The following is a 23,833-nucleotide window of genomic DNA, read 5'->3' on the forward strand; positions in this document are numbered from 1 at the left end:
AAGATGAAATAAGCAGTACAAGCTGTTGTATGATGACATGGTTAAGGAACGAGAACGAGAAGAATGACGGCAGGGCAAAATGAATTGCGTATGATCTGGCTGATTAGTCTGGTGATTGTAGGGATAAGTGCATGGTATCTGGAATTGCAGATCGTGACTTATCTCACTGGTCTGGGTTTTCTGATCAGCGTGATGCAATATATCAGTGCCATTGAAGCGCCCGTGCGGGATCTGGCAGCACCGATGCAGGTGATTGTGCCAGCCAATTCTAAAATACCACTGTATATTTCTTCTATTATCGCCGTTGTCGGAGGCGTGACTGAGCTTAACTGGCTGATGGGGATTGGTATTACCGCCTGGATTTTCTTTCTATTACGCTGGCTACAACGTTTGGAACGTAATATTGTCCAGTTGCAATCTCGTTACCGGTCAGCAGATCAGACACATCCAGAAATCACTCAACCAGATATTCCTTTACCTATTGCTGCTCAAGCTAGTCCAGAGCAACCACAATTGCTGGCTCAGATCCAACAATGGATTTTTCGTGGAAATCCGGTTCTCAAAGCCGCGATCACGATTCTGGTCATTGGGATTATTTTATTACTCCGTTTTGCAACAGAGCACTGGCAGCTGAGCCTGGCGGTAAAATTAGGACTGGTCGCTTTATCTGCTGTTGTTGTGACTGGATTGGGTTATACCCTGATCGCTAAAAACCGTAGTTTTGGTCTGGCACTGGAAGGCTTGGGATTAGGGGCACTATTTCTGACCTTGTTCTTTGCTTATTACAACCTGGTGATTGCTACGTTGCCACTCGCAGCTCTGGTGTTCTTGGTCATTTTGGCAATTACGCTGTACTTAAGCTTGAAACAGGAAAGTATTGAACTGGCAGTCATGGCCTTATTCATTGCCTATCTGGCGCCGTTTACCTTGCCGACCCGGGATGCTTCTGCGGTTGAGTTCATCAGTTATTATCTGCTGATTAATATCGGCGTGCTGTTACTCAGCAGTTTGCGGCCCTGGAAAATCCTGAACCAGATTGCCTTTCTGGTCACAGTCATAGTAGGTGGGATGTATAGCCTGATTCATGGTCATACATACGAGCGTTATACCATGACAGCTCTGATTCTGGCACATAGTGCGGTATTCATCTGGCTGGGCTTTCGTTTTAGCCAGTTACTGGCCAAGCAGGATCTTTCGCGTTTTCGTTTAAAACCAGTTCTAGATCTTGCCTTGATTTTCGCTGCACCGATTACCGCCTATATTTTCCTGTATCTGATTCATTTCAATCAGCCTGATCAGAAGCTTTGGCAAGCCGGGCTTAGTCTGTTATTTGCCGGGATATTTGCAATCTGTTGGACTTTAGTGCGTCGCAGAGAAAGTATTCAGGTCATTTCTCAAAGTTATCTGAGCCTGATGTTGATCTTTCTGGCTTTGGTTCCACCCATTTTATTGACAGAGCAGTGGAGCGTAGTCGGTTGGGCGGTTGAAGGAGTCCTGATTTATCTCTGGGCATTGGAAAAGAATATTCGGGTTGCGCATTACCTGAGTATGGGACTGCTGATCATGGCAGGTTTCAGTAGTGTTTACTATCTGATTGAGCTTAATCCCACACCGCGGAAAATTTTCTGGATTCTCAGCTTCTGTTATGTCGCCGTCGTCTTCCTTAGTCAGCTTAAAGCCAAATACCGCCAGCAGCTCAATAGCTTAAGTATCAGTTTTCTGAGTATTCTCAGTTTTGCTGCGACTTTGATGTTGTTTGCCTTGCTTGAAGATGAATTTGCTCATGAGCAGGCCTATATTTATAGCTTATTTAGTCTTGCACTAGGTTATACGGTTCTAAGTGAAATCATACAGCGCAAGCATCAGGAATGGTGCTGGTTATTGCCAAAGTGGAGTGGGCTTACGCCATTGGTGATCATTGCGATTTTGCTGGCTGTTGATCATAGCGAAAATGGGATTCTGGTCTGGCCAAGTGCTTTGGAGCGTGGAATCTTTGTACTTTCATCATTATTACTGGCTGCTTTATGGCTAAGACCGGTGAAAGGGATTGATTTATCCAAAGAGTGGATGAGCTTTGGGGTATTTGCCAGTCTGGCATTGGCCAGTGTATGCCTAATACCGAGCATGCCTTATCTTAGTATGGTAATTCTGCCTCTGGTATTCTGGTTCTGGTGTTACCGACAAAAAGAAAATTCAGAGTGGCGCTTACTCTGGCAAAGTAAAAACTGTTTAGTATTAATGGGGACTTGGTTAATAAGCTCACAGCTGTTTAACCAGCAAGCTTTTCAATATTACTGGTTACCTCTATTCAATCCATTTGACCTAATCAGTCTGGCCATGCTTGCCAGTTTCCTATGGATGCTGTTGCAGCAGATTCGGGCAGGACACGATCGCGGTATGATGTCTGTACTGATGGTGCTAAGTCTGTTATGGCTATCGAGCTATATTGTATTACGGGCTCTACATATCTATCTGCAAACACCATTCAATAGTCTGGAATTGTGGAGTAATGCCACAGTACAGTTAAGCCTGACGATTCTTTGGGTATTGCTGGCTTGGGCAACCATGTGGACCGCCACCCTGAAAAGGCTTAAACCGATGTGGATATTAGGGGGGAGTATTCTGGTCATTGTCAGCTTGAAGCTGGTGTTATTCGACCTGTCTCATACCGGTACACTGACACGCGTAATTTCATTCTTGCTGGCCGGTGGGGTGATGCTACTGATTGCGTATATTGCACCGATGCCGGAGGGGGAGAAGAGGGTTTGAATCTAAATTACTAGATTTGAGTATTAATTTAATCTCCCCAAATCCTGAACGAGCTTAAAGCACTGCTTTAAGCGATGTGTAAGAGAAAGACAGGCTTTTTATGACAGTTCCTCCCTTAGTAAAGGGAGGTGAGGAGGAATTTAAAAAAAGTTATTTTAAATCCGGCTCTCTCTTCAGCTCCTTCTCATTGGCATATTGATCAATATCTTCATTTTCCAGTGGACGAGCCAATGGATGATCAACAAAGCCCATTTTTGGTACCGGAATTTCAATCTGGTTATCGAGAAAGCCATTTCGAATCCGTTCCTGCATTTCATCGCGGACTTTTAGATAATTTTCCTGCTGACACCAAATCGCAAACAAAAGTTCAATCGAAGATTCACGGAAGGCGGTGACTGTGACTGCAGGCTTTGGATCGGCCAGAACAAGTGGATATTTATTGGCAACATCCAGCAGTACTTCACGCACCTTGATGATGTCTTCATGAAAATTAATAGCCAAGGTAATCGGAATACGCCGGATTGGAAACTTGGACAGGTTATGTACCGGAGCCCGAATCAGTTGTTCGTTCGGCAAACGTACATAGATATTATCTTGGGTAAGCAGTTTGACCGAGAGCAGATCAATCGAAATCACTTCACCTTCAACGGTATGTCCACGAATCAGTGTAATCTGAATGGTATCACCGACCTCAAAAGATCCTTCACCAATCAGGAAGATACCGCTGATCAGGTTGGATGCAGAGGTTTGGGATGCGAAACCCAGTGCGACGGTTAAAATACCTGCTGCACCGAGAAAGACACTGAGTTTAAATCCGGCTTCCTTCAAACTCGCCATCACAAACAGCAGGAAAATAAAGTAGAAAATCCCGCGGCGCCAGACCATTTGCTGATGCGCATTAAAGCGTATACCAATAGTACGGATAAAAGCATTCGAAAAAAAACGTGCGATCAGGAAACCAATAAAACACAGCACAACCGCGACGACAATTTCAGTCAGGCGATCGGTATTAATATTGGTAAATACTCCCTTGAGACTGTTGGTGACTTCGGTTGGAATATTCGAATTTGGCATCACACGCTCTTAGAAAAATGAATCAAACATATTAAATAAATTTCCCGCCGGATCACGCGGTGGGTGTAAATAATCCACTTCACCCGCATTGGGCGGAGTACGGTTTTCCACCCGGATACGGGGTGGGCGATCCAGACCTTCATGCAAAACCTTAATCTGCGAGGTCCACAGACGTTCAGTGCTGGCACTATAAAAGAGAGGTAATGCAGGTACTGGAACATTCATACGATCGAAACGTAGTTGCTTGTGACTGGTATTATGAAATTCAATTGGAGTCACAGCACGGAATGCACGAGGACGTAATTGTTCTAGCTCGGTTCTTCCGTCGACTGCGGTAGCATAGCAAATTTCACCGGAACGGTGATTGGGCCCAAACCAGGTGTCTTTTGGTAAAATCACTGGAAGATCAAAAATTGGTTCACGTTGACCTTCGACAAAACCGGCAATCCATAGCGGGGTGCTGATATAGAGCGTTCCACGTTGTCCGGCTGGAATATAAATCGGATCAACCGGTTTAATCACCACAGAGCGATTCGCCAGACGAGGCATAAGCTGTAACTTGCTTTGGGTAGATTTGAACATATAACGTTCAATTTTCACTGGGGTCGGAAATGCAAACAGTGGATCACTGATCTGATGCCATTGCTGTTCATAATCGTACTGAACCGTCGGGCGATAATATTCTAGCCGCCATTCCTGTAAACCCCGGGTCAAACGAAAGAGTAGTGAGCCAAATTGCCAGGCCTTGGACTCGTTAATTTCAAAACTTTGCTCTCCCCACCATTGAATTCTGGGAGACTGCAGGTTCAATTCCTCTTGATCTAGGGGCAATGTTGGCATCCTTTCTTGCTAAATCTTTGAAAACATACTTCACGCTGTCATATGCTTAGAGTACACTCAATTTAAATTTTTTCATCATTATTATAATCTGCGATGCAAGTACTGAAACAATTACAAATCCCGTATAGCTTTGCGAAACGTCATGGTGTGCTGTTGCGTTATGAGGGAGATCAGGCTTTTATTGTCCGTCGTGACAATACGTCTATGCTTGCATTACAGGAAGCACGCCGTTTGCTGGGTCATCCGGCTCAGTATCAACATTGTACAGAACAAGAATTCAATCAGTTACTCAGTTCCAGTTTTGCCGGCGATAGCGGTGAGTCACAGCAGGTGGCTGCCGGTCTGGAAGATCATCCTGATTTATTAAGCCTTGCCGATTCGGTTCCTGAAGCCGAAGACCTGATGGATCAGGAAGATGATGCGCCTATTGTCCGTCTGATCAATGCCTTGTTGTCGGAAGCGATCCGTGTTGGCGCCTCAGATATCCATGTGGAATCTTTCGAAAAACGACTTTCCGTACGCTTGCGTGTCGATGGGCAGTTGCGTGAAATTGTGCAGCCACGTCGTGAGCTGGCGCCATTACTGGTATCACGGATCAAGGTCATGGCCAAGCTGGACATTGCAGAAAAACGTATTCCTCAGGATGGACGTATTTCCTTGCGTCTGGCAGGTCGTGAAGTCGATGTCCGTGTTTCGACCTTGCCATCCTCTTATGGGGAGCGGGTGGTGATGCGTTTGCTGGACAAGCAGGCTGGCCGTCTGAATATGACTCATCTGGGCTTGATGAATAATGATTATGATCGACTCAAGACCTTGGTGCATCGTCCTCATGGTATTATTCTGGTGACTGGACCTACCGGTTCGGGTAAGACCACTACCTTATATGCAGCACTTTCTGATCTGAATGATGGTTCCAAAAATATTCTGACTGCTGAAGATCCAGTAGAATATCAGTTAGAAGGGATTGGTCAGACTCAGGTAAATACCAAAGTCGATATGACCTTTGCCCGTGCCTTAAAAGCCATGTTGCGTCAGGATCCGGATGTGGTCATGGTGGGGGAAATCCGTGATTTGGAAACTGCAGAAATTGCAGTTCAGGCCTCACTGACAGGTCACCTGGTATTATCAACGCTGCATACCAATACTGCGATTGGTGCAGTGACCCGTCTGAAAGACATGGGAATTGAGCCATTCTTGCTATCAAGCTCTTTAATTGGGGTAGTTGCTCAGCGTCTGGTACGTACCTTATGTCCGCATTGTGCGACCTGGAAGGATGCAGATGCATTTGAACAGAATCTGTTTGAACATATTGAGCATCCACAGGAGTTGAGATTACCTCAACTGCACGGTTGTGAACGCTGTGGGAATACCGGCTTTAGTGGACGTACTGCCATTTATGAAATTGTACCGGTTGATGAACATATGCGTCGTCTAATTCATAGTAATGCGGCTGAATATGAGCTGGAAACCTATGCACGTCAGCAATCAGGTTCAATTCGCGATGATGGTTTACGTAAAGTGCTGGCTGGGAAAACGACCATTGAAGAAGTTCTGCGTGTAACCAATGAGGCGGCAGAGTAAATTTTTATTCGATGGGATAGGAAGGCACTGTTTTCTTAAATAAATATCTCAAATGATCATTTTTCTATTAAATAGCATAAAGCAATTTTGATCAAAATTTTATAAGAATGATCAGCTCTATCCTGAAATGACTTCTGATTTTTCAGGATAGAGAGTGGAATGCTTATGTAGACTTAGGTGATGACATTCAAAGTAACATCAATATTGTTTCGGGTTGCATTTGAGTAAGGACAAACGATGTGTGCGGCATCGACCAGTTTTTGTGCTTCTTCCTGTTCCATTCCTTCTAAATGAACATTTAAAGTCACTTCAATACCAAAACCGGTAGGAATTGGGCCAATGCCAACTTCACCTTCAATATAGGCATCTTTGCTAATATTGATTTTATCCCTGTTGGCAACAAACTTCATGGCACCTAAAAAACAGGCTGAATAACCTGCAGCGAACAATTGTTCAGGATTGGTCCCGCCACCTGGGCCACCCATTTCCTTAGGCACTGCCAGTTTCACATCCAGAATCTGATCGTCAGAGGTTGCACGGCCATCTCGACCGCCTGTAGCTTTGGCACGTGCGGTATATACTGCTTTTTCTAATGACATGAGAGTATTTCCTGCTTGTTCTTTTATGGAACTTCTATGCTCCATAATTTCTAGGGAAGAATAAGCAGGGATTTTGTTAATTTATGCAAGCGAATGAGAATGCGGTAAAAAGTCTGACTTAAGAGAACTTTAGTAGCTTGCGATGCTGCATGAGTGGCATAGACTCACGCACTTTGGCCTGCCCAGTCAAATCAAAATCAACCGTAATAATCTGTGCGCCTTCCGCATGCACCATATCGAGAAGTTGACCACGGCTGTTTGTGGCAGCGGCATGTCCCCAAGTTTGACGTTTTTCACCATGCCAACCCTGTTGAGCAGCACCGAGAACTGTGCATTGGGTATCCATAGCACGTGCTTGCAATAATAATTGCCAGTGCATTTGGCCAGTGGTGTAAGTAAAGGCAGATGGTGCAGTTAAAATATTCGCGCTTTGGGCACGTAAATGAAGCGCAAGTTCAGGGAATCGCAGGTCATAGCAAACCATCATGCCAATATTGCCAAAAGGTGTTTTCGCAACGACGACATCAGTACCTGGTTCAAAAAATTGGGATTCCTGATAGCCACCCACAGCATCACCGACCTGTACATCAAAGAGGTGAATTTTGTCATAGCGGGCTTCAGTTTTTTCTGGGCTAATACATAGGCTTACGGTTCGAACCCGGCCATCTTCAATAATCGAACCATCAGGACGATAAGGACAGGGTAATGTCCCCGCGATAATCCAGATCTGATATTGATGCGCCAGTTGTTCCAGACGTTGTTGAATGCTCTCGAACTGAGCAGCAGTTTCGCGCTGCTTACCAGCAGCAAAACAGACGAAATTTTCAGGAAAGACAATAAGTTCAGCGCCTTTTGCTTTACTTTGTTGAATTAATGATTCGATGGTCATGAAATTTTGCTCAATTTCATTTTGGGAATTCATTTGTGCAACAGAAAGTAAAGTCATAGGGATTCCTTATTGTGTGTTCATACCTTTTGTTCAGACACTTGATCTAGATTATCTTGTTCTTTTTGCAACTGTTTGACCAAGGGCTCAAACATATTCTGGTTGCTCTGATTTAACCGCATTAAAGTCTTGTGTGCATCCAGAACAGTTTTCAACATTGCCTGATGCGTCACATGTTCTTCCATAAGTTTACGGGTACATACATTTGAATCACCGCAGTAATCCAAAATGACAAAGACCTGCCCCAAGCCCATACTGTTGGCCAGAGTCGTGATATCAGAGTTAGTCGACAACATCACCGCCTGGATCTTATGGAGCTGCTTAAGTTTAAGTCCTAATTTTGCTAGGACACCCAGTACAGTGCTGTCAATAAAGCTGGTTTCAGTCAGATCAACAATTGCGCCAACAACGTTGTCCTGCTGCTCAAGTTTGTTCAGTAATTTGTCTAGACTAATACAAGATTGGGCCCGCACTTCGCCGATAAGCTTAAAAATATGCGTTCCATTCAAGCTTGCATATTCAACATGACCTGTTGACATATAAATGCCATTTGCAGAGAAGGATATTAAATTATCCCATAGGGTCTATAGATACTCAAGTAGCTGAAAGTCGCAATCAAATTAAGTGCTTATAAAGCTTGTGATTATACTGCTATTTCACTCTTATAAAGCTGAGAATGGCAATATCGTCGGCAACATGTTCGGGTGCTTCGAAGGATTCGTTCTGTAAATGATGCAATAATTGGGAAAACTGTTCATTCAGACCGCCGCTAAATGGCTCCAATGCCCCATCTGAACAGATAATGAAACGTGCATTGCGGCTGAGGATATACTCATTTTCTTCTACCTCAAGGTCTTCAGTCAGGCCTAGAGGAAAACTGCTGGATGACAGGATTTTCGGTTCCTGATTCGGTTCAAAGATAATTGGAGGAGGATAGTGACCAGCACTGGACCATTTCAAGACATGGCTTTCCAGGTTCAGAATTCCGGCAATCATGGTGATATGCTTTTCGATATTTTCCTGAACCAGCATCCCGTTCAGCTTCTTGATCAGCTCACGAGGTGTTTTCGAACGTCCATGAAAGGCTGCCATCCAGGACGTTAATAAACTGCTGGTAACGCCATGACCAGAAACATCTGCAAGATAGAAAATGACTTCTTTATCGCTGATTTTCCAGTAATCGTACCAATCGCCAGATAAATAGGCAGAAGGCTGAAAATAGGTTTCAACCGCATAATTGGTCAATTCAATTTCATTCGGTAGCAAACGTTTTTGTAACTCTGCCGCTGAAGGAAGATCACGACTATCCTGATTACGCTTATATTGCGCATCAATTTTTTGTAATGCGATATCGGGTTGTTCAGGCAGTTTATTCCAGATCCAGCCTGCCAAAGCGCCTTGTTCCCAAGCTTGTGCCAAGGCTGTTCCTTCATTTTTCAGCGCTAATACTACAGTCGGAAGGTTCCACTTGTATTTCAGATAATCATGTACATCTGCAATGGCAATAATCGTTGCATCGTACAACTCGTGATCTTCCAGCTTGATTACTTGAACATGCGGAAGCTTCTCAAGCACTTGATCTAAATAAGGAATATCGCGAGTAGGTTGAATGAAATACATAGACAGGTAGTTCGATCCTGGAATGAGTTATAAGATGTACTATAACAAGCAAATGATTGCTAGCGAACAGTTTTCGCTAGCAAATCAACATTGAGCTTTGGTTTCAAAGGTCATCACTAGAAGATTCAGTCTCATTTTCATCGAAAGATTCATCCTCAAGATTTTCATCATCAAAGTCATCTTCAAGGAATAAAGATTCCTGTTCCAGACCTTTTTTCTGGGCGATCATATAATTAGTGCGTTGCAAATAAATATCGCGAATTTGTGCATAACGATCACCTGTTAACACACCTTCAATATCAAGTAATTCTGCACGATTATCAATTGCACGCCAGAATTGATCACCCCAATACAAGCCTTCATCATCTTCAAGAATATATTTCTGTGGACGGGTCTGGCTATCGACTGCCATACCGAAAGTATCACGCACAGAACTTGGGCCCAGGAACGGTAACATCACATAAGGGCCAGAAGGTACACCATAATAACCTAGTGTGATCCCGAACTTTTCATCTTCATGATCCAGTCCCAGACGCCGGGCAGGATCTGCCAGACCTAAAGTGGTTAAAGTATTAATGGTAAAACGACCCAAAGATTTTGCTGCACGAGCAGGCCGGCCCTGAATCAACTGGTTTACCGCATTCCATGGTTCACCTAAATTGCTACGGAACTGGGTATAGCTGCCGCGCACATCTTGAGGAACCTTTTCCTGATACTGAACCGCAATGGGGCGAACGACTGCCTGATCGATTGCATCATTAAATTGATAGACCTTTCTATTCCAGCCCTGGAAAGGATCTTTAACTTCTTCAGCCTGTGCGGCACTAGCATCGACTTTTAGCTGGGTTTGCAGATGACTCACCTTGGAAGATATTTTTTCTCTGAGTGGAACCGTAGCAGTAGTAGCAGAAGATTCAGTTTCTATTTCAGTCTGTTCAGCCTGAGTAGTGTCTTCAGCAAAAATTAATGGGCTAGAGGCCAAAGAAAATAAGCATAAAGATAAATAAATAGAGCGATGCATAAGGAAACCCCAAAGCCTTGTTCTGAGTATAGTGGCGTTGTTTAATCCGGAATAATAAACTGTATTACTAGGAATAGGCGTAATTTAAGCAAAATTGTATAATAAATGAATAAAAACTTCATAAAAGGCTAAAAATTAGACATGCGGTAAGATTTATTTGAAAAAGGTATTGCAAGCCCCCTGAAATACTGTAGAATGCACATCCATCGGCGGTGATGAAGATTAAAACTTCTGATAAAACAGTAACTTAGCATGAAATGGTTGAGTTAGGTTTTAGAAAGAAAGTTTAAAAATAATTTTCATTACTGGTTGACTTTCTAGAGATAGAGAGTAATATAGCCGACCTAGCTTGCTACTGACGAAGTAGCAAGAAGATCATTAAGAGATTATGAAGAACAACTTGTGTGGATTTTTACTGGTTGATTGATCGAAATTATTTTCATTGATTGAATGGTAGAAATTACTCGAAGTTTATTTGAGAAATATTTGTCAGAAAATTGATGAGCCAAGTTTAAGAGTTTTACTTATAAAACTCGAAATGATTTTAACTGAAGAGTTTGATCATGGCTCAGATTGAACGCTGGCGGCAGGCTTAACACATGCAAGTCGAGCGGGGATAGGGTGCTTGCACCTGATTCCTAGCGGCGGACGGGTGAGTAATGCTTAGGAATCTGCCTATTAGTGGGGGACAACGTTCCGAAAGGGACGCTAATACCGCATACGTCCTACGGGAGAAAGCAGGGGATCTTCGGACCTTGCGCTAATAGATGAGCCTAAGTCGGATTAGCTAGTTGGTGGGGTAAAGGCCTACCAAGGCGACGATCTGTAGCGGGTCTGAGAGGATGATCCGCCACACTGGGACTGAGACACGGCCCAGACTCCTACGGGAGGCAGCAGTGGGGAATATTGGACAATGGAGGCAACTCTGATCCAGCCATGCCGCGTGTGTGAAGAAGGCCTTTTGGTTGTAAAGCACTTTAAGCGAGGAGGAGGCTTACCTGGTTAATACCTGGGATAAGTGGACGTTACTCGCAGAATAAGCACCGGCTAACTCTGTGCCAGCAGCCGCGGTAATACAGAGGGTGCAAGCGTTAATCGGATTTACTGGGCGTAAAGCGCGCGTAGGTGGCTAATTAAGTCAAATGTGAAATCCCCGAGCTTAACTTGGGAATTGCATTCGATACTGGTTAGCTAGAGTATGGGAGAGGATGGTAGAATTCCAGGTGTAGCGGTGAAATGCGTAGAGATCTGGAGGAATACCGATGGCGAAGGCAGCCATCTGGCCTAATACTGACACTGAGGTGCGAAAGCATGGGGAGCAAACAGGATTAGATACCCTGGTAGTCCATGCCGTAAACGATGTCTACTAGCCGTTGGGGCCCTTGAGGCTTTAGTGGCGCAGCTAACGCGATAAGTAGACCGCCTGGGGAGTACGGTCGCAAGACTAAAACTCAAATGAATTGACGGGGGCCCGCACAAGCGGTGGAGCATGTGGTTTAATTCGATGCAACGCGAAGAACCTTACCTGGCCTTGACATACAGAGAACTTTCCAGAGATGGATTGGTGCCTTCGGGAACTCTGATACAGGTGCTGCATGGCTGTCGTCAGCTCGTGTCGTGAGATGTTGGGTTAAGTCCCGCAACGAGCGCAACCCTTTTCCTTATTTGCCAGCACTTCGGGTGGGAACTTTAAGGATACTGCCAGTGACAAACTGGAGGAAGGCGGGGACGACGTCAAGTCATCATGGCCCTTACGGCCAGGGCTACACACGTGCTACAATGGTCGGTACAAAGGGTTGCTACTGCGCGAGCAGATGCTAATCTCAAAAAGCCGATCGTAGTCCGGATCGCAGTCTGCAACTCGACTGCGTGAAGTCGGAATCGCTAGTAATCGCGGATCAGAATGCCGCGGTGAATACGTTCCCGGGCCTTGTACACACCGCCCGTCACACCATGGGAGTTTGTTGCACCAGAAGTAGGTAGTCTAACCTTAGGGAGGACGCTTACCACGGTGTGGCCGATGACTGGGGTGAAGTCGTAACAAGGTAGCCGTAGGGGAACCTGCGGCTGGATCACCTCCTTAACGAAAGATTGACGATTGGTAAGAATCCACAACAAGTTGTTCTTCATGACGATGTATCTGAGGGTCTGTAGCTCAGTTGGTTAGAGCACACGCTTGATAAGCGTGGGGTCACAAGTTCAAGTCTTGTCAGACCCACCATCTGCCAGAAAACAGAAAATCAGAACATTGACTTATTGATAAGCTGGGGACTTAGCTTAGTTGGTAGAGCGCCTGCTTTGCACGCAGGAGGTCAGGAGTTCGACTCTCCTAGTCTCCACCAGAATACTTTTTAAAGCACTGCTTTTAAAAAGTATGCAAGATAAGATCACGAAGTGATCGCGTAGTTGTCTTGGAGGTTAAGCCTTAGTCAAACGGTTTGATAGCTTATAGAGCTTAGTAAGAAAGCGGCGTATAATGCGCGGCATTGTTATTAACCTCTGTGATTTATCACAGTAATGCAGTCCGACGAGGATGCATTAAATCATTAACAGAATATATTTGAGTTGAAATAATTTGTTCATACTCATGAAAGAGCGGAAACAAGAGATCGCAAGATTGATTGTTGAAGTGATTGAATGAGAACTAGCGAAATTAACTGAATCAAGCGTTTTGGTATATGAATCTAATTGAAGCTGTACGGTAGTTAAATCTACGAGATGCCAACTGTATGAGAGTGATGAGTAATCATCACAATCTGTTGCTCATCCTACTTGTAGGGATGAACGACTGTTTGGGGTTGTATAGTCAAGTAATTAAGTGCATGTGGTGGATGCCTTGGCAGTCAGAGGCGAAGAAAGACGTGATAGCCTGCGAAAAGCTCCGGGGAGGCGGCAAATATCCTGTGATCCGGAGATGTCTGAATGGGGAAACCCACCGGCTATAAGGTCGGTATCATAAACTGAATACATAGGTTTATGAGGCGAACGCGGAGAAGTGAAACATCTCAGTATCCGTAGGAAAAGAAATCAATTGAGATTCCCTCAGTAGCGGCGAGCGAAAGGGGAACAGCCCATTAAGTCATATCAGTTTTAGTGGAATGCTCTGGGAAGTGCAACCATAGTGGGTGATAGTCCTGTACACGAAAGGGCTGATATGATGATGTCGAGTAGGGCGAGGCACGTGAAACCTTGTCTGAATATAGGGGGACCATCCTCTAAGGCTAAATACTCCTGACTGACCGATAGTGAACCAGTACCGTGAGGGAAAGGCGAAAAGAACCCCTGTGAGGGGAGTGAAATAGATCCTGAAACCGCATGCATACAAGCAGTGGGAGCCACTTTGTGTGGTGACTGCGTACCTTTTGTATAATGGGTCAGCGACTTATATTCAGTAGCGAGGTTAACCGAATAGGGGAGCCGTAGAGAAATCGAGTCTTAATAGGGCGTTTAGTTGCTGGGTATAGACCCGAAACCGGGTGATCTATCCATGAGCAGGTTGAAGGTTGGGTAACACTAACTGGAGGACCGAACCCACTGTCGTTGAAAAGCCAGGGGATGACTTGTGGATAGGGGTGAAAGGCTAATCAAACTCGGTGATAGCTGGTTCTCCCCGAAAGCTATTTAGGTAGCGCCTCGGACGAATACCATTGGGGGTAGAGCACTGTTTCGGCTAGGGGGTCATCCCGACTTACCAAACCGATGCAAACTCCGAATACCAATGAGTACTATCCGGGAGACAGACTGCGGGTGCTAACGTCCGTAGTCAAGAGGAAAACAATCCAGACCGCCAGCTAAGGTCCCTAAATCATAGTTAAGTGGGAAACGATGTGGGAAGGCATAGACAGCTAGGAGGTTGGCTTAGAAGCAGCCACCCTTTAAAGAAAGCGTAATAGCTCACTAGTCGAGTCGGCCTGCGCGGAAGATGTAACGGGGCTAAAACTATGTACCGAAGCTGCGGATTTGCAATTTATTGCAAGTGGTAGGGGAGCGTTCTGTAAGCCGATGAAGGTGTGTTGAGAAGCATGCTGGAGGTATCAGAAGTGCGAATGCTGACGTGAGTAACGACAAAACGGGTGAAAAACCCGTTCGCTGAAAGACCAAGGGTTCCAGTCCAACGTTAATCGGGGCTGGGTGAGTCGACCCCTAAGGCGAGGCCGAGAGGCGTAGTCGATGGGAAATTGGTTAATATTCCAATACTTCAGTGTAATGCGATGAGAGGACGGAGAAGGTTAAGTCAGCCTGGCGTTGGTTGTCCAGGTGGAAGACAGTAGGCATGCATCTTAGGCAAATCCGGGGTGCTCTATGCTGAGAGTTGATAGCAAGCCAGTTTACTGGTGAAGTGGCTGATACCATACTTCCAGGAAAAGTCTCTAAGCTTCAGTTACACTGGAATCGTACCCGAAACCGACACAGGTGGTCAGGTCGAGTAGACCAAAGCGCTTGAGAGAACTCTGCTGAAGGAACTAGGCAAAATGGTACCGTAACTTCGGGAGAAGGTACGCTGCCGGCGGTGATAGGACTTGCTCCTTGAGCTGTTGGCAGCCTCAGAAACCAGGCCGCTGCAACTGTTTATTAAAAACATAGCACTCTGCAAACACGAAAGTGGACGTATAGGGTGTGATGCCTGCCCGGTGCTGGAAGGTTAATTGATGTGGTTAGCGCAAGCGAAGCTATTGATCGAAGCCCCAGTAAACGGCGGCCGTAACTATAACGGTCCTAAGGTAGCGAAATTCCTTGTCGGGTAAGTTCCGACCTGCACGAATGGCATAATGATGGCGGCGCTGTCTCCAGCAGAGGCTCAGTGAAATCGAATTCGCCGTGAAGATGCGGTGTACCCGCGGCTAGACGGAAAGACCCCGTGAACCTTTACTGCAGCTTGACATTGAACTTTGATCTTACTTGTGTAGGATAGGTGGGAGGCTTTGAAGTGGCGACGCTAGTTGCCATGGAGCCGTCCTTGAAATACCACCCTGGTAATATTGAGGTTCTAACTCTGCTCCCTGATCGGGAGCGAGGACCATGTCTGGTGGGTAGTTTGACTGGGGCGGTCTCCTCCTAAAGAGTAACGGAGGAGTACGAAGGTGCGCTCAGCGTGGTCGGAAATCACGCGTAGAGTATAAAGGCAAAAGCGCGCTTAACTGCGAGACCCACAAGTCGAGCAGGTACGAAAGTAGGTCTTAGTGATCCGGTGGTTCTGTATGGAAGGGCCATCGCTCAACGGATAAAAGGTACTCTGGGGATAACAGGCTGATACCGCCCAAGAGTTCATATCGACGGCGGTGTTTGGCACCTCGATGTCGGCTCATCTCATCCTGGGGCTGAAGCAGGTCCCAAGGGTATGGCTGTTCGCCATTTAAAGAGGTACGCGAGCTGGGTTTAGAACGTCGTGAGACAGTTCGGTCCCTATCTACCGTGGGCGCTGGAAATTTGAGAGGATCTGCTCCTAGTACGAGAGGACCAGAGTGGACGAACCTCTGGTGTACCGGTTGTGACGCCAGTCGCATCGCCGGGTAGCTATGTTCGGAAGGGATAACCGCTGAAAGCATCTAAGCGGGAAGCCTACCTCAAGATAAGATTTCCCCGAGACTTTATGTCTCCTAAAGAGCCGTTGAAGACTACGACGTTGATAGGTTGGATGTGGAAGTGCAGTGATGCATGAAGCTGACCAATACTAATTGCTCGTGAGGCTTGACTATACAACACCCAAGCAGTTGTATATAAAGCATCAATTGATTTCATATTGATCTAACGATCAGACGAAGCCTTGATTTAGTTAAGCTAATCGAACAAACTACTGCGACTCAGATACATCTGTTAATGCATTCTATTTGAAGAAAGCTAGGCAAACGAAGCGCAAGCAACGTAAATAAGACCATAGCGAGTAAGCATACCAGTTGTGCTGGCGACCATAGCAAGAGTGAACCACCTGATCCCTTCCCGAACTCAGAAGTGAAACCTCTTAGCGCTGATGGTAGTGTGGGGTTACCCATGTGAGAGTAAGTCATCGCCAGCTCATTATTCCAAAAGCCCTCTGCTCACGCAGGGGGCTTTTTTTATGCGTGGGATTAAGATGAAATAGAAATAGGCTTAAATAAATTTAAGCCTATTATAAATCTAGTTATTTATTGATCTGCAGCGATAATAGACTGTGTTGCATTCTTTAGCATATACAATGCCTGACCCAATAAAATGTCTTTTTCAGCCAAAGTAACCAGAATAAGAGGATGTTTCGGTGCTGCAATTGCTGTCAAAATGGCTTTACCATTTTCTGCATCCAAAGTAATGCTCTGACAGCCAGTAAGATGGATCTCTTTAGTAAACGCAGAAACCATCGCTAAAATCGAGCTGCTCACAGCAGCCAGCTTGCTGTTGTTATAGTTGTCTTTCTTATGAATTGTGGCCAATTCAAACCCATCTGTTGAGCAGACCATTACATAATATACGCCACGAACATTACTAATGATCTCCTGAATTTGCTGTTTGGCATGCTGAACGAGGGCTTCTGGGGCTTGACGTCTTTCTTGTATAGTGAGCATGCTTTAATCCTTAGCTCATGAGGTTATGGTTGACTTCGATTGAAGTAATGAGGGCTTCTAAGAGAAGTAAGATGTCGTCTTTTTGACGAGCATCTACAAAAAAGAGAGGGGTATAGAGATCCTGCTGGATCAGCCAGTCCTTATAAATCTGGGTAAAATGAGGGCTTTCAAGATCACTATGCGTAATCCCAATGGCAATATTATTGGTATATTCCTGGAATACTTCTATATAACTTTCTAGTTCCTGGATCGGGTCACTCACTGTATGATCAATGAGAATAATAGCACCTAGTGCGCCTTGACAGATGACAGGCCAGATAAAGTCAAAGCGGCTTTGTCCTGGCGTCCCATATAGGCCAATTTTGGTTCCATCTTCTAAGGTGATCTCACCATAATCGATTCCTACCGTGGTTTCCATTTTTGAATGACTGCGGTCGTCAGTATTCAGTGCCTCAGTGAGTAGCACTGGTATATCTGATAAGGAACATATCGCGGCTGTTTTACCTGCGCCCATGGAGCCCGCAAAAACGATTTTATATTGTTGTAAAATCATAAGTATTTACTTTATTAAAATCCAAATTTAAATCTTAGCTTTCCAAAAAAGCTTTTAATGAAACTTTGCTGTTCTGTACTTTCAACTGGCTCAGTGGTGCGATAGCGACTTTCCCAAGCATTAATTTTTTCAATATTTCCTGAAGCCATACTGGCCGCGATAAATTGTTGAAGTGTAAGTAAGGAAATCGCATGTTGTTCAGCAATTTTTGAAATCTTAGCGCCTTGGATAAAGCAGGCGGATATCTGAAAAATACGTTTTTTATGCAGCGGATGAGCCGGCTTTGGCCAGTAATGAATTTTGTAGTGACCATCTTCAGGCGCGATCTGAGCAAAACTAGGCGAGTTCCAGAAAAAATTCCATAACTAGTCCTGTAGAATCTGTGTTTCTCTACGTGTCACTTTTAAAAGGTCACTAGTGGATGCGAAGTCATATTGAAAAGAAAAGTCTGTGCCCGTTTCAGCTCGGTCTTTGTTTAACCAGGCCAGGTTTTTTGCTGAGTCAATAATGGCAATGGTGCCATGCCGGTCATAGAGATGTAATTTACCTTTTTCAGGATGCAGCATCTCTTTAAAAAAGTTAATCGTGTAGGGATGGTCAGAAGATTCCTGGCTCTGAACGGGGGCTGAAAATATAGGTTCTTCTATTTCTGAGCTAATTTCTGAATTTAGGACGTTTTGCTCAAACCAGTGCTTGAGATTTTGTGTATTTTGCAGGGGTAAAGCGAGCGTATTATTTATAATTTGGTTCGAATATTGCGCATTTTTAGAGATGCATAAATAAGAGCATTTTTGGTTTTTGAGAACACGTTGAATCCCCTCTGTTTCAAGAAAGTATTCATACACCAGCAGGCAATCGAGATGAGGATCGGAAGCAGTGTTCCATTGCAGGATAAAATGGTCAGGAGTGATGTGTTGTAAAGTTTTTTTAGTTCATCTGCATCGTGAATACTTAAACCTGCTATTCCAATATGAATATAATGCCTATGCATTTTAAGTCTCGATTAAAGTTTATATTTTATTGGGTGAAGCGCATAAGGATTCCCTTTATTGCATGAAATAAAGGGGAAAACTGTGTGTTAGCTGAAGTCTAAACCTTGTTCAAAAGATTTAAGTTCATGACGAGCCATAGCCAGGTTTGCTTTAGAACGATCCAGTACAAGATACAGGAATACATTGTTATTCTTTTCGAGTGGGCGAATGAGGTGATATTGCTTGCCCAGCGTAATCAGAATATCTTCAATCGAGTCATTCAGGTTTAATGAATTCTCTACACGGCGTTTTGCGCGAACCACTTCTGTATTGCCGGCTGCTGCAAGTTCAAGATCGATATTGCCACCACCTTGAGTTGCTAAAGCCAAGCCGCTTTCACCATCAGCTAATGCTGCAGCAACGAAACCATCAATGTCTGTAAGTGTATCTTAGGTTACCTTAGCCATCATTATTTCCCTGTTATAAGAATAGTTGATGCGATAGTTGTATTTAATGAAGTTCGAATATTATCTTTTTCATTCAAATTCATTATAAAAATGGGGGAGTAAATTACAATTAAAATAAAAACCATATAAAATTTAATGGTTTACTTTATGTTTTAATTTTTAACTTGTACTTTTTAATTATGTGATGCGTTTATATTTTTATTTAAGGATATGTGAAGTGATTTTGTGATTATTTTTTGATCTATAATCTCACCTTAATCTAAAAGATGTAACAAAATATTTTAAATAGATTATGGAACTAATTAGGTAAAAATTTCAGTTAAAAAAAATAGATTCACTTCATTCCCCTGATAAATTTAAAGAATAAAAAAAGCCAATATCTCATTGGCTTTTAGTAAAACTGAATTTTTGAGGTTGAAGTATTTATGCAAATACGCGTAATACTGCTTCAATCAGTACCCAAAGAATCGCAAGCGCAACTACTGGCTCAACGATTTTTGCCCAGGTTGGTACTTCTACAACAGCAACTTCTTCAACATCATGATGCTGGATATTTTGATGAACCATTTGGCTAAACTCCTTCATTGATGCTTCTAATGATAGCTCTTCTTCATGAATTGGTTTAGAGCCTTTGAGTTCTGTTAGGTTATTTGTTGTCCAAACCCAATCATCTGCCTGTCCAGACAAATGTTCAATTTGTCCTTTCAGCAGCTCTTGGATACTGGTCTGATTATGATTGCCAGTATCATGTAACTGCTTCAATTCAGTCAGCTGAAAATGGAAAATTTCAGACGTGAGCTTTTCCAGCTCAGGTTTTGGTAAAGTTGACTTGTTTTCCACTCGGGTAGTCAGGTGACGGGCAATTTCCAGAATATAGAGTTCATCTGGGTGTTTGATTTCATTATAAATTTTTTGCGGATTATTGCGCCATTCGCTAATCAGTTTGCCTAAAGTGAGAGCATTGATTTCTGAAATATATTTACGTTTTTCTTCTTTTGTATAGCCTTGTAGAAGCTCAGGCTTTTGAGTTTCTATCTGTTCAACAAAATATTGTACTAAATCAAAAGCCATTCACTTACTCCATTATTTTTAATCTAATAACCTTAGGGTTGGTTTTTTCTTTGCGGGTTCAGGCTGTTCTTCAGTGCTTGATTTTAAAGCATCTTCATCATTTTGTGTATGCTCATATTCATTTGGATCAAAGAATAACCCTTGACCGTTTTCACGTGCATAGACCCCGAGAACTGCTGCCATCGGTACATAGATATCACGTGATACGCCACCAAAACGTGCTGAGAAGGTGATGGCTTCATTATCCATATTCAGCGCATGAACTGCATGCGGCACAATATTCAGGACAATCTGGCCATCTTTAATAAACTGCTCGGGTACCATGGTATTTGGACGTGTAGCATCGACCAGCAGATAAGGCGTCATATTGTTATCGCAAATCCACTCATAGATTGCACGTGCCATATAGGGACGGGTAGGACTTAAGTTGAATTCTTGTTCAGACATGATGTTTCTCTACAGGTTTGATTTGCTCTTGGTAGCGGTTTTTTTCCTGCAAAGTCATGGATTTTGCAAATGCAGGACGGCTAAAAACTCGCTGGCAATATAAATAAATTGGACGACATTGTTGTCGAGGTAATTCTACTCCCATGCTTTTAAGTCGAATGAAAATGGGAGCCAGCATGCAATCCAAGATGCTGAATTGTTCCGACATAAAGTAAGGGAAATGCTGGAACAGGGGCGTTAATGAAATCAGGATATCATGCAACTGTTTCTGAGCCTTCACTTTGGCTGCAGCATCCAAGGTATCTGGGTGGCATAGCATGATATCGGCCAGTTTGAGCCAGTCATTTTCAAAACGCCAGATATATTGCCGCTGTTCCGCACGTGGCATCGGTGCATCTGCATAGAGCTTGTTCTGGCGGTAACGATCGTCAATATATTCGGAAATGATGCTGGTATTGAATAATTTTAAATCATTTTCAATCAGCATGGGCAGCTGGTTATAAGGATTGAGGCTGGCCAGATCTTCATCATCGCTATCGACCAGGATCAGGTTATATTTAATCTGCTTTTCAGCAAGTACGTAGCGAATCCAATGGGAACGAAAGTCATCGGCATGGCTATATAAGGTGAGTCCTTGAAGTGGCGCGCTTTCGACTGACATAAATCCTGATTAAGTTCTAATGAATAAACTAGGATACTAAAAATCAACCTAAAAAGCACGAAGCATAAAAAGCCAATTGGACTAAGGCAGGGTAGAGTAGAGAAAAAAAATGAAAGGAGCAGAACAACATGATCATGAATTTCGGCTTAATCATCCTGTTTATTATCATCGGTGTTGCGAATTATTATCTGACCAAATCCTTCTGGTGTCATGAAGGAGTATGGGGTAAGGATGTGCATGAACAATGACAATAAAAATAATATTAAGTGGTCATTTTCAAGTCATAAAAAACCCTGGAATAAACCAGGGTTTTTTTGTCCGATCCGGTAAACGAATTAACGTTTAGAGAATTGAGGACGTTTACGAGCTTTACGTAAACCAAGTTTCTTACGTTCAACTTCACGAGCATCACGAGTAACGAAACCAGCTTGACGAAGAGCAGGTTTAAGAGTTTCGTCAGAAGCGATCAGTGCACGAGTAATACCGTGACGGATAGCGCCTGCTTGACCACCGATACCACCACCAGCAACAGTGATGTAAAGGTCATACTTCTCAGTTGCTTCAAGAAGCTCTAGAGGTTGACGAACAACCATACGAGCAGTCTCACGACCGAAGTATTGTTCTAAAGAACGGTTGTTGATTACGAGTTTACCAGTACCAGCAGATAGGAAAACACGTGCAGTTGCGGTCTTACGGCGACCTGTACCATAGTTAGTAGCCATGTGCTGTATCCCTTAGATGTCCAAAACTTGTGGCTGTTGAGCAGTATGTGGATGCTCAGTACCAGCGTACACTTTCATTTTTTTGATCATTGCATAACCAAGAGGACCTTTTGGCAACATGCCTTTTACAGCGCGTTGGAAAATTTCTTCTGGTTTGTGAGCAACTAATTTTTCAAAATTAGTTTCACGAATACCACCAGGGAAACCAGTATGGCGATAGTATTTCTTGTCAAGTGATTTGTTACCAGTCACTTGAACTTGCTCAGCATTGATAACAACGATGTAATCACCAGTGTCAACGTGAGGAGTATAAGAAGTTTTATGCTTACCGCGTAAACGACGAGCGATTTCAGTCGCGAGACGACCTAAAGTTTTGCCAGAAGCATCAACAACGTACCAGTCGTGTTGAACTTCAGCTGGCTTAGCGCTGAGAGTTTTCATTAAACCACTACCTATTATAGTTGGTTTGGACTATGGAAGCTGTCCAAACAAAAGGAGACCGAATTCTACCCGAAAGCCGGGAGAACCACAATGAAAATATAAAATTTCAAGCGCTGTATTTTACAACGTCTTTCAATAAATGACCAGTAGGATTTTTAGCCTATAAACACATATGATTAATCATTAAATAATAAAACGGACCTAAGACTAGGGGCACATCTTTGTATGAATGGATTCACTTGTTTTTTAATATGTATTTCTTGAACAAATGGCCCGTCTTCGATTCTGCTTAGGTTTGCTTTCTAAACTTGAGGCAATCTTCCTTGAAAATGCCAAAAGCTAAACATGTCGAGTGTTGAGATGATTGCCTGAAACTCTTTATAGGGTTCATTGACGTCAGTCCGGTTTTATCTTTCTTTAAGATAATGAGAAATGTACAGGATTATTTGAATAAACATCATCTAAACCTTTATCTAAAACTTTCCCTGTGAAATTTGTACTAAAATAAGGACAATTGATAATACAGAAGAAAGTCATGCTGCCTTTATATATTACCAGTGGTGAACCTGCCGGAATTGGTCCAGACATTTGCCTGAGTCTGGCGGATCGTATTGATGAGCGTCCATTGGTAGTACTTGCCGATAAGGAAATGCTCCGTCAACGGGCGCAGCAGTTAAAACTTCTGGTTGAACTGATTGAATATACAGGGCAAACGACTTCTTCAGAAAAAGGTCAGCTTTATGTTGAGCACGTACCTTTAAAAGAACCAGTAGTACTAGGTCAGCTAAATAGCCATAATGCCGCTTATGTACTGGAGCAGCTACGCCGTTCAGCTGAATATGCTATGACGAATAAAAGCGTGGGTGTAGCGACTGCACCTGTGCAGAAGTCAGTCATTAATGATGCTGGGATTCATTTCAGTGGTCATACCGAGTATTACCAGGAATTTGCGGGTGTGCCTCGCGTGGTGATGATGCTAGCGACTAAAACTTTACGTGTAGCCCTTGCAACCACACATCTTCCACTTCGTGCAGTCGCTGATGCCATTACGCCTGAACGACTGCATCAAGTGATTGATATCCTGATTCATGACCTGAAATCCAAATTCAAAATTGAACATCCGCATATTCTGGTCTGCGGTTTAAATCCACACGCAGGTGAGGGCGGTTATCTGGGGATGGAAGAGATTGAAGTGATCAATCCTGCGCTTGAAAGCTATCGCGCTCAGGGTATCAATATGAGCCTGAGCCTGCCTGCAGATACTTTATTTACCCCTGAAAATTTGAAAGATGCCGATGCTGTTCTGGCGATGTATCACGATCAGGGTTTACCTGTGTTAAAATCTCAGGGCTTTGGTGAAGCCATCAATATTACTTTGGGCTTACCGTTTATCCGAACTTCTGTCGATCACGGCACAGCACTCTCCCTCGCAGGTACAGGCCTTGCGAAAAGCTCAAGCTTACATGTGGCTGTGGATTTGGCGCTGGATTTAGCGCGTCAATGATCTCGTCTTT

Annotated in this window: 20 protein-coding genes, 2 tRNA genes and 3 rRNA genes; 8 read left to right on the top strand and 17 right to left on the bottom strand. The window is 43.8% G+C overall.

Features of this window, described 5'->3' with window-relative positions; all coding sequences use genetic code 11:
* Nucleotides 1-63 precede the first annotated feature (63 nt).
* Complete coding sequence (locus tag AC4MCC_RS02835; RefSeq protein WP_491880251.1) at nucleotides 64-2,769, top strand: DUF2339 domain-containing protein; 2,706 nt, start codon at nucleotides 64-66, stop codon at nucleotides 2,767-2,769.
* Between the two features lie 150 nt (nucleotides 2,770-2,919).
* On the opposite strand, the gene AC4MCC_RS02840 is transcribed toward AC4MCC_RS02835, so the two are convergent.
* Together AC4MCC_RS02840 and AC4MCC_RS02845 are read right to left on the bottom strand one after the other, a co-directional pair.
* A complete protein-coding gene (locus tag AC4MCC_RS02840) occupies nucleotides 2,920-3,843 on the bottom strand; it encodes a mechanosensitive ion channel family protein (protein ID WP_180015546.1) in 924 nt (307 codons plus the stop codon).
* A 9-nt stretch (nucleotides 3,844-3,852) separates the two neighbouring features.
* Nucleotides 3,853-4,683 carry a DUF432 domain-containing protein gene (locus AC4MCC_RS02845; protein ID WP_419365710.1) on the bottom strand — a complete coding sequence of 277 codons (831 nt, stop codon included), beginning with the start codon at nucleotides 4,681-4,683 and terminating at the stop codon, nucleotides 3,853-3,855.
* A gap of 93 nt (nucleotides 4,684-4,776) precedes the next feature.
* Between AC4MCC_RS02845 and gspE the strand changes: the two genes are divergently transcribed.
* A complete protein-coding gene (gspE, locus tag AC4MCC_RS02850; RefSeq protein WP_491880250.1) occupies nucleotides 4,777-6,264 on the top strand; it encodes a type II secretion system ATPase GspE in 1,488 nt (495 codons plus the stop codon).
* A 173-nt stretch (nucleotides 6,265-6,437) separates the two neighbouring features.
* Here gspE and AC4MCC_RS02855 read toward each other — a convergent pair whose 3' ends face one another.
* The 5 genes from AC4MCC_RS02855 to AC4MCC_RS02875 form a co-directional block, all read right to left on the bottom strand.
* A complete protein-coding gene (locus tag AC4MCC_RS02855) occupies nucleotides 6,438-6,863 on the bottom strand; it encodes an organic hydroperoxide resistance protein (protein WP_159123044.1) in 426 nt (141 codons plus the stop codon).
* A gap of 118 nt (nucleotides 6,864-6,981) precedes the next feature.
* Entirely contained in the window at nucleotides 6,982-7,809 is an 828-nt protein-coding gene (locus tag AC4MCC_RS02860; RefSeq protein ID WP_419365712.1) for a carbon-nitrogen hydrolase family protein, read from the bottom strand.
* A gap of 20 nt (nucleotides 7,810-7,829) precedes the next feature.
* Nucleotides 7,830-8,348, bottom strand: coding sequence for an anti-anti-sigma factor GigB (gene gigB / locus AC4MCC_RS02865; RefSeq protein WP_004783532.1), 519 nt, complete (start codon nucleotides 8,346-8,348; stop codon nucleotides 7,830-7,832).
* Nucleotides 8,349-8,460: 112 nt separating this feature from the next.
* The gene (gene gigA, locus AC4MCC_RS02870; protein WP_180011763.1) at nucleotides 8,461-9,429 is read right to left on the bottom strand and encodes an RsbU family protein phosphatase GigA; all 969 of its coding nucleotides are present in this window, start codon (nucleotides 9,427-9,429) and stop codon (nucleotides 8,461-8,463) included.
* A gap of 103 nt (nucleotides 9,430-9,532) precedes the next feature.
* A complete protein-coding gene (locus AC4MCC_RS02875; RefSeq protein ID WP_180011765.1) occupies nucleotides 9,533-10,450 on the bottom strand; it encodes an MlaA family lipoprotein in 918 nt (305 codons plus the stop codon).
* A gap of 545 nt (nucleotides 10,451-10,995) precedes the next feature.
* Here AC4MCC_RS02875 and AC4MCC_RS02880 point away from each other — a divergent pair.
* The 5 genes from AC4MCC_RS02880 to rrf all read left to right on the top strand — a co-directional run bounded on the left by AC4MCC_RS02880 (nucleotide 10,996) and on the right by rrf (nucleotide 16,463).
* Nucleotides 10,996-12,533, top strand: a 16S ribosomal RNA gene (locus tag AC4MCC_RS02880).
* A gap of 61 nt (nucleotides 12,534-12,594) precedes the next feature.
* Nucleotides 12,595-12,671: transfer RNA gene (locus AC4MCC_RS02885), tRNA-Ile, on the top strand.
* 45 nt (nucleotides 12,672-12,716) lie between these two features.
* Nucleotides 12,717-12,792 (top strand) — tRNA-Ala (locus AC4MCC_RS02890).
* Nucleotides 12,793-13,254: 462 nt separating this feature from the next.
* Nucleotides 13,255-16,146 (top strand): 23S ribosomal RNA (locus AC4MCC_RS02895).
* Nucleotides 16,147-16,348: 202 nt separating this feature from the next.
* Nucleotides 16,349-16,463, top strand: a 5S ribosomal RNA gene (gene rrf, locus AC4MCC_RS02900).
* Together the 16S, 23S and 5S rRNA genes with 2 tRNA genes alongside form the textbook arrangement of a ribosomal RNA operon.
* A gap of 109 nt (nucleotides 16,464-16,572) precedes the next feature.
* Here the strand turns inward: rrf and AC4MCC_RS02905 are convergent.
* The 10 genes from AC4MCC_RS02905 to rplM all read right to left on the bottom strand — a co-directional run bounded on the left by AC4MCC_RS02905 (nucleotide 16,573) and on the right by rplM (nucleotide 22,319).
* Nucleotides 16,573-16,986 (bottom strand): roadblock/LC7 domain-containing protein, encoded by a 414-nt coding sequence (locus tag AC4MCC_RS02905; protein ID WP_419364734.1) that lies wholly within the window; start codon nucleotides 16,984-16,986, stop codon nucleotides 16,573-16,575.
* A 10-nt stretch (nucleotides 16,987-16,996) separates the two neighbouring features.
* Nucleotides 16,997-17,539: a GTP-binding protein gene (locus AC4MCC_RS02910; RefSeq protein WP_491880249.1), complete on the bottom strand. Its 543-nt coding sequence runs from the start codon at nucleotides 17,537-17,539 to the stop codon at nucleotides 16,997-16,999.
* Nucleotides 17,540-17,553: 14 nt separating this feature from the next.
* The gene (locus tag AC4MCC_RS02915; RefSeq protein WP_419364730.1) at nucleotides 17,554-17,688 is read right to left on the bottom strand and encodes a hypothetical protein; all 135 of its coding nucleotides are present in this window, start codon (nucleotides 17,686-17,688) and stop codon (nucleotides 17,554-17,556) included.
* A 216-nt stretch (nucleotides 17,689-17,904) separates the two neighbouring features.
* Nucleotides 17,905-18,384 carry a hypothetical protein gene (locus tag AC4MCC_RS02920; protein WP_491880248.1) on the bottom strand — a complete coding sequence of 160 codons (480 nt, stop codon included), beginning with the start codon at nucleotides 18,382-18,384 and terminating at the stop codon, nucleotides 17,905-17,907.
* Between the two features lie 233 nt (nucleotides 18,385-18,617).
* The gene (locus tag AC4MCC_RS02925) at nucleotides 18,618-18,944 is read right to left on the bottom strand and encodes a roadblock/LC7 domain-containing protein (protein ID WP_419364750.1); all 327 of its coding nucleotides are present in this window, start codon (nucleotides 18,942-18,944) and stop codon (nucleotides 18,618-18,620) included.
* 456 nt (nucleotides 18,945-19,400) lie between these two features.
* Nucleotides 19,401-20,048 (bottom strand): hypothetical protein, encoded by a 648-nt coding sequence (locus AC4MCC_RS02930; protein WP_491885665.1) that lies wholly within the window; start codon nucleotides 20,046-20,048, stop codon nucleotides 19,401-19,403.
* Between the two features lie 18 nt (nucleotides 20,049-20,066).
* Entirely contained in the window at nucleotides 20,067-20,495 is a 429-nt protein-coding gene (locus tag AC4MCC_RS02935) for a ClpXP protease specificity-enhancing factor (protein ID WP_491876565.1), read from the bottom strand.
* Complete coding sequence (locus AC4MCC_RS02940; protein ID WP_125279783.1) at nucleotides 20,488-21,156, bottom strand: glutathione S-transferase N-terminal domain-containing protein; 669 nt, start codon at nucleotides 21,154-21,156, stop codon at nucleotides 20,488-20,490. Before AC4MCC_RS02940 ends, AC4MCC_RS02935 begins: the two co-directional genes overlap by 8 nt.
* Nucleotides 21,157-21,491: 335 nt before the next feature.
* Nucleotides 21,492-21,878, bottom strand: coding sequence for a 30S ribosomal protein S9 (gene rpsI / locus AC4MCC_RS02945; protein ID WP_004785251.1), 387 nt, complete (start codon nucleotides 21,876-21,878; stop codon nucleotides 21,492-21,494).
* A gap of 12 nt (nucleotides 21,879-21,890) precedes the next feature.
* Nucleotides 21,891-22,319, bottom strand: a complete 429-nt coding sequence (gene rplM / locus AC4MCC_RS02950) for a 50S ribosomal protein L13 (RefSeq protein WP_004785249.1) — start codon at nucleotides 22,317-22,319, stop codon at nucleotides 21,891-21,893.
* A 535-nt stretch (nucleotides 22,320-22,854) separates the two neighbouring features.
* Between rplM and pdxA the strand changes: the two genes are divergently transcribed.
* Nucleotides 22,855-23,823, top strand: coding sequence for a 4-hydroxythreonine-4-phosphate dehydrogenase PdxA (pdxA, locus tag AC4MCC_RS02955; RefSeq protein ID WP_491885666.1), 969 nt, complete (start codon nucleotides 22,855-22,857; stop codon nucleotides 23,821-23,823).
* The last annotated feature ends 10 nt before the right edge of the window (nucleotides 23,824-23,833 follow it).

The organism is Acinetobacter sp. CAU_H_56, from assembly GCF_058599425.1.